The organism is Olsenella sp. An293, assembly GCF_002159495.1.
Classification (GTDB): Bacteria; Actinomycetota; Coriobacteriia; order Coriobacteriales; family Atopobiaceae; genus Thermophilibacter.
The window spans coordinates 135,229-152,121 of sequence record NZ_NFIT01000006.1 but is presented as its reverse complement, the minus strand read 5'-3'; the positions used below and the strand labels follow the sequence as shown (position 1 = coordinate 152,121).

The window sequence follows — 16,893 nt, the reverse complement described above, 5'->3', positions numbered from 1 at the left end:
TGAACTGCGCCCCAGAACTTGGACGCGCTAAATCATAACCGCTAGGCGGCCTCCCGAAGGGCCTGCTCCCGGAACTCGACCGGGGTCAGGCCCTTCAGCTTGACCTGCCGCCTCGTATTGTTCCAGTGGTGAATGTAGGCCTCGAGGTCGCGCTTGAACTCCTCGAACGTCCCCCAGTCGCGACCGCGGAAGAACTCGTCCTTGATGTGTCCGAAGACCTGCTCGGTCGCGCCGTTGTCGATGCAGTTGCCCTTGCGCGACATGCTCTGCACGAAGCCGTTCTCCGCGAGGGCCTCGACGTACGTCGCGTGCTGGTACTGCCACCCCATGTCCGAGTGCAGGACCGGTGCCGTCCCCTCGGGCTTTGCCGCCACGAGCATGGCGAGCATCTCCTCCTGCTGGGCGAGGTCGGGGCGCTCCGAGATCGAGTGCGCCACGATCTCCTTGCTGCCGAAGTCGTAGACCGGGGCGAGGTAGGCCTTGCCGAAGGAGAGCTTGAACTCGGTGACGTCGGTGCCCATCTTCTGCCAGGGGCCGTCGGCGGCGAAGTCCCGGCCGAGCACGTTCTCGAAGGTCTCGCCGACCTCCCCCTTGTACGAGCTGTACCTGTGGTAGTCGGTCTCGCGCCTGATCCCGCAGCGCAGCCCCATCTCGCGCATCATCTTGAGCACCGTCTTGTCCGCTATCCGCTCGCCGTCGACCGCCCTCAGCTCCATCGCTATCTGCCGGTGGCCCACGCCGTTGGGGAGCCTGCCGAAGATCTCGGCGACCCGCGGCCGGAGCTCCGGCCTGGTCGGCTTCTTCGGGTGAGCGAGCGCGTAGTAGTAGGTGGACCTGGCGAGCCCGGCGGCGCGCAGCAGGTCGTCGAGGCCGTGGCCCAGCCCTGAAAGCTCGGCGACCGCTAGGGCCTTCTCCCGGCTCGGGAGCGAAGCTCCGCCTTCAGGGCTATCGATTTTTTTAGGTACGCCACCTCGGCCTCGAGCCGCCTGACCTCGCGCTCGAGCTCCTGCTCGCGCGTCATCGGCGCCGCCCTCGAGCCCGACCCCCTGGGCCTGCCCTTCGGCTTCGGCCGGAGCGCCTCCTCGCCGCCCTCCCGGTAGGACTTCACCCACTTCGAGATCGGCGCCTCGGACCTGACCCCGAAGCGCGCCATCGCCTCGGACCTCGTGGCCCCCTCCTCGACCACCGCCCTCGCGGCGGCCAGCTTCGTCTCGAAGCTGTATCTGTACTGCGAGCCGCCCACGTCGAGCAACCCCTCCGCTCCGGTGGCGCGGAACCTGCGCTGCCACCCCTTCGCCGTCCTCCTGGGTATCTCGAGCTCGGTCGACACGGCACGGTAGCCGAGCCCCCTGCCGAAGAGGTCGGCAGCCTTCCTTCTCAGGGCAACATCGTATTTGACCCTCATGTCCTGCGCCATGAAAAACCTCCCATTTCTCGTTGTCCAAGAAATGGGAGGCAGTTCAGCGACGTCCGGGGGCGCCTGCCGTGCGCCCAGGGGGCTCTAATGGCCTAGGCCTCGGTCCAGTGCTCGAGCAGGTAGCGCTCGGCGGCCGGGCACCAGAGTCCGCGGTTGGCCTCGACGATGTCGGCGAGGCCGGCGTAGCGCTCGTCCTCGTCGGCCTTGGCGCGCAGGTCCTCGAGCGCCGTGAGCGGCATGCTCACATGCGTGTAGATGAGCTTCTTGCCGCCCGGGATCTTGGGCAGCTCGAGCGTGGTCTGGGCGGCCGCGTCGAGGCCTCCCACGTGGGTGACCATGACGGAGGGGTCAATGCGGTCGGCAGCCGTGAGCTCGAGCGACTCGACCATGTCGTCGGTGTTGCCGCCCGTGGTGCCCATCACGTGGTGGGAGCCGTAGTGCACCTCGTAGAAGTTCATCTTCGCCGAGAAGTTCTTGTCGGTGGGGCCGGCAAAGAAGTTAAGGCAGCCGTCGCGGCCCAGGATCGCGTCGGAGAGCGTGACCACCGGGGCGACCGGGGCGTAGCAGAGCACGTCGTCAAAGCCGGTGCCGCCAGAGACCTCGCGCAGCGCCGCCACCTGGTCCTCGTAGGCGCCGTTGTTGATGAAGACGAGGTCGATGCCCGTCTCGGCCTTGACCTCCTCGGGCGGGAAGAGCTCCGCGGCGCGGTCCAGGCGCTCCTGGTTGATGTCGGCCACGCACACCAGCGCCGGGCGACGGTCGCAGTGCAGGGCGTAGGTGAGCGCCCCCAGGCCCATGGGGCCCGCGCCGGCCACGATGGCGAGCTTGCCGCCCTCGCGGATGCCCATCTCGTGGGTGTAGACGCCCATCTGCGTGTGGTAGGCGGCGTGGAAGGCGCCGATCGAGCAGCTCATGGGCTCGGCGAGCGACGCCTGGTAGTACGCCTCGCCGGTGTACTCGAGCAGGCAGTCGCACTCCATGACCTCGGCCGGCAGGATGCAGTAGGTGGCGTCGCCGCCGCAGAACTCGTAGGAGTAGCCCGGGCTCCACATGGTGCCCTTGTAGTTGAGGGCGGGCTGGATGGTGAACTTCATGCCGGGCTTGAAGCGGTCGGCCCACTTGGCGCCCACCTCCACGATGTCGCCGGCAAACTCGTGGCCCATGATGGCGGGGTGTACGGCCACGTCCTCGTGCACGCGCTTGTGGTCGACGCCGAGCGTGGCGCACTTGTACGTGGACATGCAGATGCTGTCGGAGACGACCTTCACGAGCACCTCGTCGTCCTTGATCGCGGGAAGCTCGAACTCCTCCAGACGCAGGTCGTTAGCCGCGTGGAGACGCACTGCCTTTGCCTTCATGATGGTTCCTCTCTGTGATGTTGACAATGTCGTCAGGTTCTTTTGTCAACCTGCGGTGCCCTAGAGCTCCTCGAGCGAGACCTTGTCGAGAAGCGAGTCCACGAGCTCTCGCTCGGCGGCCTGCGTGCCGGACTGCATGACATTGGCGGCGCCGGTGGCCATCGCCAGGCGCGCGGTCTCGTCGAGCCCCATGCTGCGCTCCTCGGCAAAGGCGAGGGCGGCGACCACGGAGTCCCCGGCGCCGACCGTCGATCCCACGCGCACCTTGGGAGAGCGGGCGAGAAGGACGCGCTCGCCCTCCACGAGCACGGCGCCCCGGCCACCCATGGAGACGACCACGCGGGACACCCCGGCGTCCACGAGCTTTCTCGCCACGACGGCCACCTCCCGCTCGTCGTGGAGCTTCTTGCCGCAGAGGCGCTCGAGCTCGGCTTCGTTGGGCTTCACGAGGAAGGGCGACGCGTCGAGCCCGCGGGTGAGCGCGTCGCCGTCGGCGTCGAGGAAGACCTTCGCGCCCGCCTTGGCGCAGGCGCGGCCCCAGGCGGCGTAGGTCGCGACCGGGGCGCCCTTGGGAAGGCTTCCCGAGAGCACGACGATGTCGCCGGACATGAGGCCCTGGGCGAGCCCCCCGAGCATCGCGTCGAGCTGCGACACGGTGGCCTCGGGGCCCGGCTCGTTGATGTCGGTGTAGGTACCGAGCTTCTCGTCGACGACCTTGAGGTTGGTGCGGGTCTCCCCGTTTGCCTCGAAGGCCCACACGTCGATTCCGGCCTCGGCGAGCATCGAGGAGATCTTCTCGCCGACCGACCCTCCCAGTAGCGCGACGGCGCGGCTCGTCCCGCCGAGCTTCGCGATCACCTTCGATACGTTGATGCCCTTGCCGCCCGGGTCCACGCGAAGCTCCGTGATGCGGTTGACTTCGTCGAGGGTGAAGTCCGGGACCCGCGCCGTCTTGTCGAGCGCCGGGTTCAGCGTGACGGTGTAGATCATCGGGTTGCTCCTTTCTTCTGTCCTTCTCGCTAAAACTGTCGAAACAAAAGTCAAGAGTCATCATAACGACAATACTTGAGCTGTCAATACAAAAGGAAAAATGGCAGAAACCACACCGTTCACACCCTAAAATATGCCGTTTAACGGCAATTCAAGAAACCGAGAAGAACTATCGAAACAAAACCTTAGAATGACAACCGTTGAAACAAAAGTCACGGGCGCAGCCCATCCTGTTCAACGCGTCGACCCGTTGCGACGGGTCTTAGGAAGGAGGGACCGATGTCGATCAGAGAAGGTCTCTCTAAGTTCGGCAAGTTCCTCAGCGGCATGGTCATGCCCAACATCGGCGCCTTCATCGCCTGGGGCTTTCTGACCGCCCTGTTCATCCCGACGGGCTGGCTGCCCAACGAGCAGTTCGCGAGCATCGCCACGCCCATGCTCAGCTATCTCATCCCCGTGCTCATCGCCGCCCAGGGCGGATACCTCACCGGCGGCGACCGCGGTCGCATCGCCGGCGCCATCGCCGTCATCGGCTGCATCGCGGGAGCCCCCGACACCACCATGCTCATGGGCGCCATGGTCATGGGCCCGTTCGCCGGCTGGGTCGTCAAGTTGTTCGACCGGTTCATGGAGGGCCGCACGCCCGCGGGCTTCGAGATGCTGATCGACAACTTCTCGGTGGGCATCATCGGCATGCTGCTCGCGATGCTCGGCTACATCGCCATCGGCCCGATCATGACCACCATCCTCGCCGTGCTCATGGGCGGCGTGCAGATCCTCATGCAGTACGGCCTCATGCCGCTGCTCGCCATCTTCATCGAGCCCGCCAAGGTGCTCTTCCTCAACAACGCCATCAACCACGGCATCTTCACGCCCATCGGCATCGCGCAGGCCGAGGCCACGGGGCGCTCCATCATGTACATGCTCGAGGCCAACCCCGGCCCGGGCCTCGGCGTCCTTCTCGCGTACTGCTTCTTCTGCAAGGACGCGAAGACCCGTCAGTCCGCCCCGGGCGCGGTGATCATCCACTTCTTTGGTGGCATCCACGAGATCTACTTCCCGTACGTGCTCATGAATCCCAAGGTCATCGTCGCGCCGATCGTGGGCAACATGTGCGCCATCGCGTGGTACAGCTTCACCGGCGCCGGCCTCACCTCCGCCGCCTCCCCGGGCTCGATCATCGCGTTCCTCTCGATGACGCCCTCCGACCTGCTGCTCGTGAATCTCGCCGGCGTGGCCATCGCCGCGGGCGTCTCCTTTGCCATCGCCGTGCCGCTCGTGCGCTCGATGGCCGTGGCCGACCTCGACCAGGCGAGCCAACAGATGCGCGAGATGAAGGGCTCCGCCGAGGCGGCCGTCATCTCCGACACCCAGGGCGGCAAGATCGTCTTTGCCTGCGACGCCGGCATGGGCTCCTCCGCCATGGGCGCCACCCGCTTCCGCAACCGCGTCAAGGCGGAGCGCCCCGACCTCACCGTCGAGCACTCGAGCGTCGACACCGTCCCCGGGGACGCGAGCATCGTCGTCTGCCAGCGGGTGCTCTCGGAGCGCGCCCGCAAGAGCGCCCCGCAGGCCCAGATCGTGACCATCGACAACTTCCTCGACGACCCGGCGCTCGACGCGCTCTACAAGGCGCTCACGCAGATCTCCCACGCCTCCGAGCTCATGGAGACCACGCCCGCCCCGGCGCCCGCCCAGCAGGCCGAGGCCGACGACCGCCCGAGCCTCGCCATCACCGCCGCCGACGTCCAGCTGGGCCTGGCCCCCGTCGACCGCGAGAGCTGCATCCGCGCCTCCGGCGCCCTGCTCGTCGAGCGCGGCTGCGTCGAGCGGCCCTACGTCGACGCCATGGTCGAGCGCGACCGCCTCACGAGCGTCTACATCGGCATGGGCATCGCCATCCCGCACGGCACCAACGAGGCCAAGGACGCCGTCGAGCGGACCGGCGTGGTGCTGCAGCAGTACCCCGAGGGCGTCCCCTGGGGCGACGAGCGCGCCCAGCTCGTCTTCGGCATCGCCGGCAGGGGAGAGGAACACCTCGAGGTCCTCGCCAACATCTGCCGAATCCTCGAGGACGAGGCGGTGCTCGAGAAGATGAAGACGACCGACGACGTGGACTGGGTCGTGAGCGTCCTCTCCGGCCGCGCGTGACAGACACCCCGGAGGTGTTTGTCCCACTCGTGCCGCCCGTCCCGTACCGTCCCGAGGGTATGTACACCGCCCTCTGAGGGTATGTACACCCCGCCATCAAGTGCGGGCTGTAAACCCGCAGGTCAGGGCGTTGCCGAGAAGAACGTGCCTTCGGGTCGGTGTACATACCCTCAAGGCCGGGTGTACAAACCCTCATGGCGGGCAGCCTCGCCGCCCGCGGGCGCCGGGCCGACGCGCGTCTGGCAGGCTCGTTGGGACGAGCGTCCAAGTGATGCTATACTCCAAGAGATTTATCTGTGTTGCCGTACCAAAGCGCTTTACCCTGTCCTTTGTACGACCGCGGCGCCGATGCGTCGACGCACGGTCCGAGTAATAGGAGGAACGCATGGCAGACATCGTCAGGACCCCGATCGACAGCGTCGAGGCGCTGCAGGAGCGCATCAAGGAGATGCGCGTCGCGCAGGCCGAGTTCGCGACGTTCACCCAGGAGCAGGTGGACAAGATCTTCTATGAGGCCGCCATGGCCGCCAACAAGGCGCGCATCCCGCTGGCCAAGATGGCCGTCGAGGAGACCGGCTACGGCGTCATGGAGGACAAGGTCATCAAGAACCACTATGCCTCTGAGTACATCTACAACAAGTACAAGGACATGAAGACGTGCGACGTCATCTCCGACGATCCCGCCTTCGGCTACAAGCAGATCGCCGAGCCCCTGGGCATCGTCGCCGCCGTCATCCCGACGACCAACCCCACGTCCACGGCCATCTTCAAGACCCTCATCTCCCTGAAGACCCGCAACGCCATCCTCATCTCCCCGCACCCGCGCGCCGGCAAGTGCACCGCCGAGGCCGCCCGCATCGTGCGCGAGGCCGCCGAGGCCGCCGGCGCCCCCAAGGGCATCATCGACTGGGTCGACGTGCCGTCCCTCGACATGACCTCCGAGCTCATGCGCTCCGCCGACATCATCCTCGCCACCGGCGGCCCGGGCATGGTCAACGCCGCGTACTCCTCCGGCAAGCCCGCCCTGGGCGTCGGCCCGGGCAACAACCCGGCCATCATCGACGACACCGCCGACATCGAGCTCTCCGTCAACTCGATCATCCACTCCAAGACCTTTGACTACGGCATGATCTGCGCCACCGAGCAGAACGTCATCGTCCTCGACAAGGTCTACAACAAGGTCAAGGCCGAGTTCCAGAAGCGCGGCTGCTACTTCCTCCAGGGCGACGAGATCGCCAAGGTCGGCAACACCGTCATCGTCAACGGCGGCGTCAACGCCAAGATGGTCGGCCAGCCCGCCCCCAAGATCGCCGAGGCCGCCGGCGTGTCCGTCCCCGCCAGCACCAAGGTGCTCATCGGCGAGGTCGAGTCCGTCGAGCCCACCGAGCCCTGGGCCCACGAGAAGCTGACCACCATCCTCGGCATGTATCGCGCCAAGAACTGGGAGGACGCCCTCTCCAAGGCCGAGCGCCTCATCGCCGACGGCGGCTACGGCCACACGAGCTCGCTCTTTATCGACACGCGCGAGACCGAGAAGATGGCCGAGCACGCCAAGCGCATGAAGACGTGCCGCATCCTCATCAACACCCCGGCCGCCCAGGGCGGCATCGGCGACATCTACAACTTCAAGATGCCGCCGTCGCTGACGCTCGGCTGCGGCTCCTGGGGCGGCAACTCCGTCTCGGGCAACGTCGGCCCCCAGCACCTGCTCAACATCAAGTCCGTCGCAGAGAGGCGTGAGAACATGCTGTGGTTCCGTGTTCCCGAGAAGGTCTTCTTCAAGAAGGGCTGCATGCCCGTGGCCCTGCGCGAGCTCTCCGAGGTCTACGGCAAGAAGCGCGCCTTCATCGTCACCGACTCCTTCCTCTACAAGAGCGGCTTCACCAAGAAGATCGAGGCGTCCCTCGACGAGCAGGGCATCGTCTACTCGAGCTTCTGGTCCATCTCGCCCGACCCCAAGCTCCAGGACTGCGAGCGCGGCCTCGAGCAGGTCAAGGCCTTCGAGCCTGACTGCATCATCGCCATCGGCGGCGGCTCCGCGATGGACGCCGGCAAGATCATGTGGATGATGTACGAGCACCCCGAGGCCAAGTTCGAGGACATGGCCATGGACTTCATGGACATCCGCAAGCGCGTCTACACCTTCCCGCAGATGGGCGAGAAGGCCTTCTTCGTGGCCATCCCCACCTCCTCCGGCACCGGCTCCGAGGTCACGCCCTTCTCGATCATCACCGACGCCAACACGGGCACCAAGTGGCCGATCGCCGACTACCAGCTCCTGCCCAACATGGCCATCGTCGACACCGACAACATGATGACCCAGCCCAAGGGCCTGACCGCCGCCTCCGGCGTCGACGTCCTGACGCACGCCCTCGAGGCCTACGTCTCCATCATGGCGTCCGACTACACCGACGGCCTCGCCCTGCGCGCCATGAAGCTCGTCCTGACCTATCTCGAGCGCGCCTATGACGACGGCACCGACGTCGAGGCCCGCGACCACATGGCCAACGCCTCCTGCCTCGCCGGCATGGCCTTCGCCAACGCCTTCCTCGGCGTCAACCACTCGATGGCCCACAAGCTCGGCGCCTATCACCACATCGCTCACGGCCTGGCCAACGCGGTCATCCTGACCCGCGTCATGCGCTACAACGCCGCCGAGCGCCCGGTGAAGATGGGCACCTTCCCGCAGTACGACCACCCCAAGACCCTCGCGCGCTACGCGGAGGCCGGTCGCTTCTGCGGCATCAAGGGCCGCACCGACCAGGAGGTCTTCGAGAACTTCATCGCCCGCATCGAGGAGCTCAAGGCTCACGTGGGCGTGCCCGAGACCATCGCCGGCTTCGGCGTGACCGAGGAGGACTTCCTCGCCACGCTCGACGAGATGTCCGAGAACGCGTTCAACGACCAGTGCACCGGCGCCAACCCGCGCTACCCGCTCATCTCCGAGATCAAGGAGCTCTACCTCGACGCCTTCTACGGCCGCGAGCCCAGCTCCTACGAGGACTAGTCCCAGCCGGTTCTTCTCGTTGCCCAGAAGGAGGCAGCAATGGAACTTTCTGACAGCAAGCAGGTCATCGTCGAGCGCCACAACAAGGCCGTCTACGTCGATGGCGACCGCATCGTGAAGGTCTTCAAGGCCGAGAAGCCGGCCTCTGACGTCTTCAACGAGGCCCTGAACATCGCCCGCGTCGTCGAGGCCGGCGTGCGCGTCCCCAAGGTCCTCGAGGTCTCCCAGGTCGCCGACGGCTCTTGGGCCCTGGCCACCGAGTACGTCCAGGGCGTCACCATGCGCTCGCTCATGGACGCCGCCGAGGGCACGCCCGAGTACGACAAGCTCCTCGAGCAGTTCGTGGACTTCCAGCTGGAGATCCAGAACACCCCCGCGTCCGACCTCATGAAGGACCAGAAGACCAAGATCGCCGGCATGGTGGGCAAGGTCAAGGAGCTCGACCCGTCCGTGCGTTACGACCTCCAGATGCGCGCCGACCGCATGGCCCCCGGCCGTGCCATCTGCCACTGCGACTACAACCCCTCCAACGTCATCGTGTCCGAGGACGGCACGCTCTACGCCTGCGACTGGACCCACGTCACCCGCGGCCTCCCCGAGGCCGACGCGGCGATGACCTACATCCTCTTCAAGATGTATCACCCCGGCCACGCCGAGTCCTACCTCGACGTCTTCTCCAAGAAGGCTGACATCGCCAAGCAGAAGGTGCACTACTGGGTGCCCGTCATGGCCGCCGCCGAGCTCTCCCGCGGCCGCAAGGACGCCGAGGAGTTCCTCCGCAGCCAGGTCGACGCCGCGCTCGACATCGACTAGCGCCGGCGCTCGCGCAAGCTCACAGGGCCCGTCAGCTTTGGCTGGCGGGCCCTTTTCATGTGGTGGAGACGGCTTCGTGGAGGTTGCGCGGGACGGCGCTTGGGCTAAGCTGTTAGGCGAGAAACACGACGGGGGAGAAGAACATGCGTGACAAGCGTCCTGTGATCATCGGGCTCGTGGCGGCGGTCGTGATCGTCGCCGCCCTCGGCGCCGCGTTTGCACTCGGGGTCTTTCGCTCGGACGCGGATCGCGCGACCGACGCCGTGAGCGAGCTGCTCGAGAGCTACGTCGTCCCCGTCGCAGACGAGGAGGGCGTGGAGCCCGAGGACAGCGCCTGGCCCGCCGCCGACTTCGGCGACGCGGCAACGATGGAGCTGCTCCAGAAGTACGGGGTGAGCGCCGACGAGTGGCACCGCCACTGCTTTGCCAACTTCTCCTACGAGGTGGGGGAGGCCTCGGTCGAGGGCGACGCGGGCTCGGTGAGCGTCACCGTCACCAACGCGAGCCTGACCTCGGCCGTCAACGCCGCCGGTGCGGACTTCACGTCCTTCTCGGCCACGCAGGAGTCGCAGGACACCTATGCCCAGGGAGGGAAGGCGGCGCTGTTCGCCTATCTCGTGCAGCGCGTCTACGCGCACCTCGACGCCAACGAGTCGCCGGTCACCACAACGGTGGACGTCCCGTGCGCCAAGGGCGAGGACGGCTCCTGGGCCGCGCAGGTCTCTGGCAACGAGGCGTTCTTCTCGGCCCTGTACGGCGGCTCCAACGTCATCTCCGGCCTCGCGACGCCCGTCGAGGGCACCGAGGCCGCGGCCGAGCAGCCCGCGGCCTAGCTGGCGGCGGGTCCTCGCCTAACGCCGCGCGCGCAGCGAGCCGAGGAAGGGCTTGCGCGGGGCCTCATCGCCCGCGACGCGAAGGTACGTGACGTACTCGAATCCCACGCCCTCCTCGGTCACGCCCCCGGGCTCGCGGGACTCGACGACCCAGGACTCGCTGGCGTCAAGGTTGGGGAACCACGCGTCCGCCTGCGCCTCGCAGGCGTTCACGGTCACGTAGGCGCGCTCGCAGCGGGGGAGCAGCGCCTCGTAGATCGACGCCCCGCCGATGAGCCACACCGCGTCGGGATCCTCGTCCCCCACGAGCGCGAGCGCGGCCTCGGGCGAGCTCGCGACCTCGACGCCCTCCGGGTCGTAGTCGAGCCGCCCGGAGACGACGATGTTGCGGCGGCCCTTGAGGGGGCCGCCAGGGAAGCTCTCGAGCGTCCGCCGTCCCATGATGACGGTTCCGCCCATCGTGAGCTCGACGAAGCGGCGCATGTCCGCGCGGTTGCGGACGAGCAGCTGGCCGTCGAAGCCGATGCCCCAGTCCTGCGTGACGGAAACGATGGCGTTCATGGGTCCTCCTAGACGGCGATGGGGATGTTGGTCACCTGCGGCCCGTGCTCGTAGCCCTCGACGATCAGGTCGTCGGTGGTGAAGTCGTAGAAGTCCCTGACCTCGGGGTTCAGGCGAACGCGCGGGGCCGGATGGGTGGGCCTGGAGATGAGCTCGCGCACGACGTCGACGTGGCGGTCGTAGATGTGGGCGTCGGCGATCATGTGCACGAGCTCGCCGGCGTTCATGTCCGAGACCTGCGCGACCATCATGAGCAGGATCGCGTACTGGCAGACGTTCCAGTTGTTGGCCGCGAGCACGTCCTGGCTGCGCTGGACGAGGACCATGTTGAGGGTCGGGCGGTCGTCGCCCGCCTCCTGCGTCACGTTGTAGATGGCGTTGTAGGCGCAGGGGTAGAGGTTCATCTCGCTGAGGTCGGCGAAGGTGTAGAGGTTGGTCATGATGCGGCGGGAGTAGGGGTTCTCGCGCAGGTCCTTGAGGACGCGGTCCATCTGGTCGTAGTCGCCGTCGGGATAGTGGCTCTTGACGCCCACCTGGTATCCGTAGGCCTTGCCGATCGAGCCCGTCTCGTCGGCCCACTCGTCCCAGATGTGCGAGTTGAGGTCGTGGATGTTGTTGGACTTTCGCTGGTAGATCCAGAGCACCTCGTCCATGGCGGACTTGAGGGCGGTCCTGCGCAGCGTGAGCGCCGGGAACTCCTCGCGAAGGTCGTAGCGGTTGCACACGCCAAAGCGCTTGATGGTGTAGGCGGGCGTGCCGTCCTCCCAGCGCGGGCGGACCTTCTGGCCCTCGGTCGTGGTGCCGTGCTCGATGATGTCGGAGCACATCGAGATGAAGAGGTCGTCAGCCTTGCTCATGGGTATCCTTTCGGGCTCGTCTTAGAGCGTGGGGCGCCACTGGCTGTGAAAGTCGCGGTCGTGGTGGGTGTCGTAGCCCAGCTCGTCGAGCAGGTAGGGGAGGATGTCGTCTTCTGTGAGGCCGTAGGGCGAGGAGTCGGTCTCGAGCACCCATGAGGTGCCGCCGTACCTGCCGTCGCGGTACGCGACATCGGCGAGGGCTCCCGCGCAGCTCGAGAGGCCCGAGACGAGCCCCAGCAAGAGCAGCGCCACGATGGCGAAGAGCACGTACGCCCCGGGGCCGCTGGCGTTGTCCGGGCTCGTCGTGGCGCTTGCGGTCTCGATGACGTCGGCGGCCTCGCGCGCGTCCTTCTCGGTGGCTTCCTGTGCCTGGTCCATGTTCCCTCCGGGTTGCGTCGCGCCTTTGGCGCGCCTGGCATGCGGGCGCCCTGGGTCTCCCCTAGAGCATCTGGTCGCTGAAGACCTCGTCCCAATAGTAGGTGAGGCCGGCCATCAGCGCGCGGTCGGCGGGCAGCCACTCGACGTCGAGCAGCTCGTCTCGGCCGAGCCAGCGCAGCTCCGAGTGTACGCCCTCGGCGGGCGTGGGCTCGGCTCCGGGCGCGAGCGCGCAGACGTAGCAGTCCATCGTGAGGTGGAAGTCGGGATAGTCGTGCTCGACGGTGTCGTAGAGCCACGAGACCCCGAGCTCGCAGCCGAGCTCCTCGCGGATCTCGCGGCGCAGGGCGTCCGCCGAGCCCTCGCCCGGCTCCACCTTGCCTCCCGGGAGCTCCCAGAGGCCCTCCTGCGGGCCGCCCGCCCTTCTTGCCGCCAGCACCTTGCCGCCACGATGGATGATGCCGGCTCCCACGCGAACGCTCATGCGAGCTCCTTTCGACCTTGGATCCTGACGAGCGCGGAGGTGGCCCCGTCGGCACCGTGCCTGAGTTCGACGTCCCAGCCGCCCTCGCAGGGGTGCACGACCGGCTCGATCTTGTCCCCGAGAAACGCCATCGTGCGGTACTGGACCTGCAGGGTGAGCGGGCACGCCGGCGCCTGGGCGCCGCGGGCCTCGAGCGCCTCGAGCGCGAAGGCGACGTAGCGCGCGTTGTTGACGTGATGGTTGGTGTCGAGGTCGCGATGGGCGACGACGATCTCGGGCGCGCGCTCGCCCTCGCCCGCGGGCACGATGCGTCGCGCGAGCGGGGCCATCTCGATGGGGGGCTCGTCGGAGAGGTAGACGCGCTGGTCCTCGGGAACGCGCGTGGCCCTTCCGCGGACGGAGTCGTAGACGAACCACTGCGTGTTGGCCCGCACGATGCGCTCGCCGCCCGCCTCCATCTGGAAGTTCCTGAGCGCGTGGGCCCGGGTGAGCTCGTAGCACCACGTGGAGACGCGGACGCGCTCCCCGAAGGCGGGGAGCCGGTCGACCTCGATGCGCCAGTTGGCGAGCACCCAGGCAAGACCGCGGCCCGTGAGGCCGTCGAGCCCCATGCCCATCTCGTCCGACTGGAAGGTCGAGCAGTCCTGCAGGTAGTTCATCAGCGAGAAGAGCGAGAGCCTCCCGGCCTCGTCGCACTCGCTGTAGCGTATCCGTCCCTCGAATGAGTACATGTTTCCCCTTCGCTTCTCCACTACACCTTAGCAGTTCGGCGCGGGCGCGCGGGGTGTAGAATCCGTTGTCGACGCTTGACACTGGCGTCAGGTTACATTGTCAACTTGACACTGACGTCAGGTTATATTGTCAACTTCGTCGCGAGGCGTTCGGTGAAAGGGGCACCTGTGGATACGGTGAGGTTTGCGACCATCGGCACGAGCGGCATCTGCGAGCAGTTCTGCGCGGCGCTCGCCGAGGCCCCGGGGGCCGAGCTCGTCGCCTGCTACTCGCGCGACCTCGAGCGCGCCCGCGAGTTCGGGGCGCGCTTCGGGGCACGGCTGTTCTTCGACGACCTCGCGAGCCTCGCCGCCTGCGACGAGGTTGACGCCGTCTACGTGGCGAGCCCCAACGGCGCCCACGCGGCCCAGGCGCTCGCGATGGTCGCCGGCGGGCGCCACGTGCTCGTCGAGAAGGCCTTCGCCTCCAACGAGCGCGAGGCGCGCGAGGTGTTCGACGCCGCGCGCGCAGCGGGCGTGGTCGTCATGGAGGCCGTGCGCAGCCTGCACGTCCCGAGCTTCGCCGCGATCGAGCGGATCGTCTCGGGAGAGCTCGGCCAGGTCCGCAAGGCCACGATGCGCTTCTCCAAGGTGACCTCCCGCATGGCGCGGCTGCTTGCCGGCGAGCGCATCAACATCTTCGACCCCGCCCTCGCGGGCGGCGCGCTCATGGACATCGGCGTCTACTGCGTGGAGCCCGCCGTCGCGCTCTTCGGCGAGCCCGACGTGGTCCGCTCGGTCTCGGTGACCACGAGGGTCCCCGGGGCCGCGGAGGACGACCCGCTCTCGACGATCGACCTCGCGGGCGAGGCCCTTCTCGGCTACGGCGACAAGGTCGTGAGCCTCTCCTTTGGCAAGACAAGCGACGACGTCCTGGGCTCGCAGGTCGAGGGCGAGCGCGGCACCGTCGTGTGGGACGCCATCTCCTGCCCCGTCAACGTCCGCCTGCACGTTCCCGAGGGCGGGGGGCAGGTCTTCCGCATGGGCGAGTCCAGGCTCGAGCCCGTGGAGACCAGCGTTCCCGAGAAGGACATGGTCTGCGAGATTGCCGACTTCGTCGCCGCCGTGCACGGCGACGCCGACGCCCTCGAGCGCCGCGAGCGCTTCGAGCGCGTGACGCTCGGGTCGCTGCGCGTCATGGACCAGATCCGCGCCCAGGCGGGGGTGCGCTTCCCGGCTGACCTCGCGTGAGCGCACCCACCAAGGCAGACATCTCCGCCGGCGTCTCGGCGGCGCTTCCCGTGATGATGGGCTACGTGGCCATCGGCATCCCGTGCGGCGTCATGGCCGCCGAGGTCGGGCTCTCGCCGGCTGTCGCGTTTCTGCTCTCCGCGACTTTCTACTCGGGCGCGGGGCAGTTCATGATGGCCTCGCTCGCGCTCGCCGGGACGCCCGTCGCCTCGATGGTCGCGAGCGTCGCGCTCGTGAGCACGCGCCAGCTGCTCTACTCCGCCGCGCTCTCGCCCTACGTCCGGGAGGCCCCGCGCCCGCTCGCGGCCCTCTTCGCGGCGACGGTCACCGACGAGAGCTTCGGCGTCAACATGGAGCGCTTCGCCGCCGGCGCGTGGTCGCCGACGCGAGCCACCGTCGTCAACGTCGCGAGCATGCTCTCCTGGGCGTCCGCCAACGCGCTCGGCGCCCTCGTGGGGCCGGCGCTCGCCATCCCTGCGGACATCATGTCCTTCGCGATGACGGCGATCTTCATCTGCCTGCTCTCGGGGCAGCGCTGGTCGCGTGTGACGCTCGTCGTGGCCGCGACCTCGGCCGCCTCCGTGGTGGCGCTCAAGCTGCTCGGGGCGGGCTCGCTCTCTGTTCTGCTGGGCGCCGTCGCCGGCGTCGCGGCCGGTCTCGTGGCGGGATTGCCGGGACGCGGGAGGGGAGAGGGCAGATGAGCTCGAGCGACTTTCTCGTCTTCTACGTCTGCGTGCTCGCGGTCATTCTCGCCTGCCGGTGCGTGCCGCTTCTGGCCCTCGGCGGGCGCGAGCTTTCGCCGCGCGTGAGCGAGGCGCTCGGGCTGATCCCGGCGGCGGCCTTCGCCGCGCTCGTCGCTAACGACCTCTTCGACCCGGCGACGGCCCCCAACGTCCCGGCGCTTCTCGCCGCGCTCGCCGTCTTGGTGGTGGCGAGAAGGACGGGGTCGCTCATCTGGTGCGCCCTCGTGGGCATGGGCGCCTACGCGCTTCTTTGCCTGGCGGCGTGACCCGGGCCCTCGCGGCCGGCGTTACTTTGGGTAGGCGATGACGCTCGACTCGCCGAAGCGCGAGGAGCCGTCGTCCGCCGAGCCGTAGGGGCTCATGGCGTCCACGACCAGGCGCGCCGACGCGGGCAGGACCCGCGCGGTGTAGGAGCTCACGGCCTCGGCGACGACCTCGCCGTCGACCTCGAGCGGGACCGGCCGCGTGGACTCCACCGTGATCTCCCGCCCCGAGAAGCTCTCGATGTGCGGGCGCCCGATCGCCTTGCCGGTGGGGTCCACCAGGCCAAAGGCGAGGGGCTTTAGCAGCTGCGCGGCGCCCTCGGTCTCGACCACGATCACGTTGAGCAGGCCGTCGTCCATGCGGCAGTCGGGGACGAGCTGGATGTCCCCCTGGATCATCGCGTTGTTGGCGACGAGGCAGGTGATGCCGTCGCGCTCGTAGGCCTTCCCGTCGACGGTGATGGTGAAGTGCTCGACGCTCGGCCTGAGGTTGGCGAGCGCGGCGGCGAAGTAGGCGGCCTGGCCCATGATCGCCTTGTTGGGGAGGGCCGCCTGCATGATCTGCGCGTCGAAGCCCGTCCCGGACATGAGCGCGAAGCCGCGCGCGCGTCGCTCGCCCGTCTCGTCCTCCCAGCCGATCTCGCCGAGGTCGATCGTCGCGGTCTTGCCCACGCGGCAGGCGCGCGCGAGCGCGGCGGGCTCGGGGGCGTTGCCGATGTTGGCGCAGAGCAGGTTAGCCGTGCCCGAGGGGAAGACACAGATTGGCGTGCCCCTGCCCCTCAGGGCGTGCATGAGCGTGGAGACGGTGCCGTCGCCGCCAGAGAGGACGATGGTGTCGAAGCCGTCGACCTCGGCGCAGGCCTCCTGCGCGGTGAAGTCCGGCGCGAGCATCCTGAGCACGCACTCATCCCCGGGGTGCACGAGCGCCCGCATGAACTGGAAGATGGCGTCCGAGCCAAAGCCGGACTTTGGGTTGTGGATGACGAGCGTGCGCACGACGTTCCTCCCGTTGGGCCCCGAGGGCCGGTTTGTGTCATTATGGGTCGGTCGGCATGCCGACTCGAACAAGTTTAGCCAAAC

General features: G+C 67.7%; 17 protein-coding genes. 7 read left to right on the top strand and 10 right to left on the bottom strand.

What is annotated here, in order from left to right:
* Window positions 1-41: 41 nt before the first annotated feature.
* From B5F85_RS05705 to pfkB, 4 genes are all read right to left on the bottom strand, one after another.
* The gene (locus tag B5F85_RS05705) at window positions 42-860 is read right to left on the bottom strand and encodes an IS3 family transposase (RefSeq protein ID WP_239386724.1); all 819 of its coding nucleotides are present in this window, start codon (window positions 858-860) and stop codon (window positions 42-44) included.
* Between the two features lie 41 nt (window positions 861-901).
* Entirely contained in the window at window positions 902-1,417 is a 516-nt protein-coding gene (locus B5F85_RS10860) for a helix-turn-helix domain-containing protein (RefSeq protein WP_087315267.1), read from the bottom strand.
* A gap of 92 nt (window positions 1,418-1,509) precedes the next feature.
* Complete coding sequence (locus tag B5F85_RS05695) at window positions 1,510-2,775, bottom strand: zinc-binding dehydrogenase (RefSeq protein ID WP_087315246.1); 1,266 nt, start codon at window positions 2,773-2,775, stop codon at window positions 1,510-1,512.
* Window positions 2,776-2,835: 60 nt separating this feature from the next.
* The gene (pfkB, locus tag B5F85_RS05690) at window positions 2,836-3,765 is read right to left on the bottom strand and encodes a 1-phosphofructokinase (protein WP_087315244.1); all 930 of its coding nucleotides are present in this window, start codon (window positions 3,763-3,765) and stop codon (window positions 2,836-2,838) included.
* Window positions 3,766-4,044: 279 nt separating this feature from the next.
* Between pfkB and B5F85_RS05685 the strand changes: the two genes are divergently transcribed.
* From B5F85_RS05685 to B5F85_RS05670, 4 genes are all read left to right on the top strand, one after another.
* Window positions 4,045-5,916: a PTS mannitol transporter subunit IICBA gene (locus B5F85_RS05685; protein WP_204204652.1), complete on the top strand. Its 1,872-nt coding sequence runs from the start codon at window positions 4,045-4,047 to the stop codon at window positions 5,914-5,916.
* 385 nt (window positions 5,917-6,301) lie between these two features.
* Window positions 6,302-8,923 (top strand): bifunctional acetaldehyde-CoA/alcohol dehydrogenase, encoded by a 2,622-nt coding sequence (gene adhE, locus B5F85_RS05680; RefSeq protein WP_087315243.1) that lies wholly within the window; start codon window positions 6,302-6,304, stop codon window positions 8,921-8,923.
* Between the two features lie 39 nt (window positions 8,924-8,962).
* Window positions 8,963-9,736 carry an aminoglycoside phosphotransferase family protein gene (locus B5F85_RS05675; RefSeq protein ID WP_087315241.1) on the top strand — a complete coding sequence of 258 codons (774 nt, stop codon included), beginning with the start codon at window positions 8,963-8,965 and terminating at the stop codon, window positions 9,734-9,736.
* 143 nt (window positions 9,737-9,879) lie between these two features.
* The gene (locus tag B5F85_RS05670; RefSeq protein ID WP_087315240.1) at window positions 9,880-10,569 is read left to right on the top strand and encodes a hypothetical protein; all 690 of its coding nucleotides are present in this window, start codon (window positions 9,880-9,882) and stop codon (window positions 10,567-10,569) included.
* 18 nt (window positions 10,570-10,587) lie between these two features.
* On the opposite strand, the gene B5F85_RS05665 is transcribed toward B5F85_RS05670, so the two are convergent.
* The 5 genes from B5F85_RS05665 to B5F85_RS05645 all read right to left on the bottom strand — a co-directional run bounded on the left by B5F85_RS05665 (window position 10,588) and on the right by B5F85_RS05645 (window position 13,577).
* Entirely contained in the window at window positions 10,588-11,130 is a 543-nt protein-coding gene (locus B5F85_RS05665) for a dihydrofolate reductase (RefSeq protein ID WP_087315238.1), read from the bottom strand.
* 8 nt (window positions 11,131-11,138) lie between these two features.
* Complete coding sequence (gene thyA, locus B5F85_RS05660) at window positions 11,139-11,987, bottom strand: thymidylate synthase (RefSeq protein WP_087315236.1); 849 nt, start codon at window positions 11,985-11,987, stop codon at window positions 11,139-11,141.
* Window positions 11,988-12,008: 21 nt separating this feature from the next.
* The gene (locus tag B5F85_RS05655) at window positions 12,009-12,365 is read right to left on the bottom strand and encodes a hypothetical protein (RefSeq protein WP_087315234.1); all 357 of its coding nucleotides are present in this window, start codon (window positions 12,363-12,365) and stop codon (window positions 12,009-12,011) included.
* Between the two features lie 61 nt (window positions 12,366-12,426).
* Window positions 12,427-12,846, bottom strand: coding sequence for a (deoxy)nucleoside triphosphate pyrophosphohydrolase (locus B5F85_RS05650; protein ID WP_087315232.1), 420 nt, complete (start codon window positions 12,844-12,846; stop codon window positions 12,427-12,429).
* Entirely contained in the window at window positions 12,843-13,577 is a 735-nt protein-coding gene (locus B5F85_RS05645) for an acyl-ACP thioesterase domain-containing protein (RefSeq protein WP_087315230.1), read from the bottom strand. The genes B5F85_RS05650 and B5F85_RS05645 overlap by 4 nt, the downstream gene beginning before the upstream one ends.
* A 168-nt stretch (window positions 13,578-13,745) precedes the next feature.
* Here B5F85_RS05645 and B5F85_RS05640 point away from each other — a divergent pair, with 168 nt between their 5' ends.
* Genes B5F85_RS05640 through B5F85_RS05630 form a run of 3 tightly spaced genes read left to right on the top strand, consistent with a single transcriptional unit; the run spans window position 13,746 to window position 15,816 of the window.
* Entirely contained in the window at window positions 13,746-14,807 is a 1,062-nt protein-coding gene (locus B5F85_RS05640; RefSeq protein ID WP_239386718.1) for a Gfo/Idh/MocA family oxidoreductase, read from the top strand.
* Window positions 14,804-15,508 carry an AzlC family ABC transporter permease gene (locus B5F85_RS05635; protein WP_239386716.1) on the top strand — a complete coding sequence of 235 codons (705 nt, stop codon included), beginning with the start codon at window positions 14,804-14,806 and terminating at the stop codon, window positions 15,506-15,508. Before B5F85_RS05640 ends, B5F85_RS05635 begins: the two co-directional genes overlap by 4 nt.
* The gene (locus tag B5F85_RS05630; protein WP_087315228.1) at window positions 15,505-15,816 is read left to right on the top strand and encodes an AzlD domain-containing protein; all 312 of its coding nucleotides are present in this window, start codon (window positions 15,505-15,507) and stop codon (window positions 15,814-15,816) included. Before B5F85_RS05635 ends, B5F85_RS05630 begins: the two co-directional genes overlap by 4 nt.
* A 21-nt stretch (window positions 15,817-15,837) precedes the next feature.
* Here B5F85_RS05630 and B5F85_RS05625 read toward each other — a convergent pair whose 3' ends face one another.
* Window positions 15,838-16,809 carry a diacylglycerol kinase family protein gene (locus B5F85_RS05625; protein ID WP_087315226.1) on the bottom strand — a complete coding sequence of 324 codons (972 nt, stop codon included), beginning with the start codon at window positions 16,807-16,809 and terminating at the stop codon, window positions 15,838-15,840.
* Window positions 16,810-16,893 lie beyond the last annotated feature (84 nt).

Bases quoted from the DNA above. Each gene is read 5' to 3' on its own strand.
- B5F85_RS10860 (WP_087315267.1), bottom strand. From the start codon at position 1,417: ATGGCGCAGGACATGAGGGTCAAATACGATGTTGCCCTGAGAAGGAAG.
- B5F85_RS05695 (WP_087315246.1), bottom strand. From the start codon at position 2,775: ATGAAGGCAAAGGCAGTGCGTCTCCACGCGGCTAACGACCTGCGTCTG.
- pfkB (WP_087315244.1), bottom strand. From the start codon at position 3,765: ATGATCTACACCGTCACGCTGAACCCGGCGCTCGACAAGACGGCGCGG.
- B5F85_RS05685 (WP_204204652.1), top strand. From the start codon at position 4,045: ATGTCGATCAGAGAAGGTCTCTCTAAGTTCGGCAAGTTCCTCAGCGGC.
- adhE (WP_087315243.1), top strand. From the start codon at position 6,302: ATGGCAGACATCGTCAGGACCCCGATCGACAGCGTCGAGGCGCTGCAG.
- B5F85_RS05675 (WP_087315241.1), top strand. From the start codon at position 8,963: ATGGAACTTTCTGACAGCAAGCAGGTCATCGTCGAGCGCCACAACAAG.
- B5F85_RS05670 (WP_087315240.1), top strand. From the start codon at position 9,880: ATGCGTGACAAGCGTCCTGTGATCATCGGGCTCGTGGCGGCGGTCGTG.
- B5F85_RS05665 (WP_087315238.1), bottom strand. From the start codon at position 11,130: ATGAACGCCATCGTTTCCGTCACGCAGGACTGGGGCATCGGCTTCGAC.
- thyA (WP_087315236.1), bottom strand. From the start codon at position 11,987: ATGAGCAAGGCTGACGACCTCTTCATCTCGATGTGCTCCGACATCATC.
- B5F85_RS05655 (WP_087315234.1), bottom strand. From the start codon at position 12,365: ATGGACCAGGCACAGGAAGCCACCGAGAAGGACGCGCGCGAGGCCGCC.
- B5F85_RS05650 (WP_087315232.1), bottom strand. From the start codon at position 12,846: ATGAGCGTTCGCGTGGGAGCCGGCATCATCCATCGTGGCGGCAAGGTG.
- B5F85_RS05645 (WP_087315230.1), bottom strand. From the start codon at position 13,577: ATGTACTCATTCGAGGGACGGATACGCTACAGCGAGTGCGACGAGGCC.
- B5F85_RS05630 (WP_087315228.1), top strand. From the start codon at position 15,505: ATGAGCTCGAGCGACTTTCTCGTCTTCTACGTCTGCGTGCTCGCGGTC.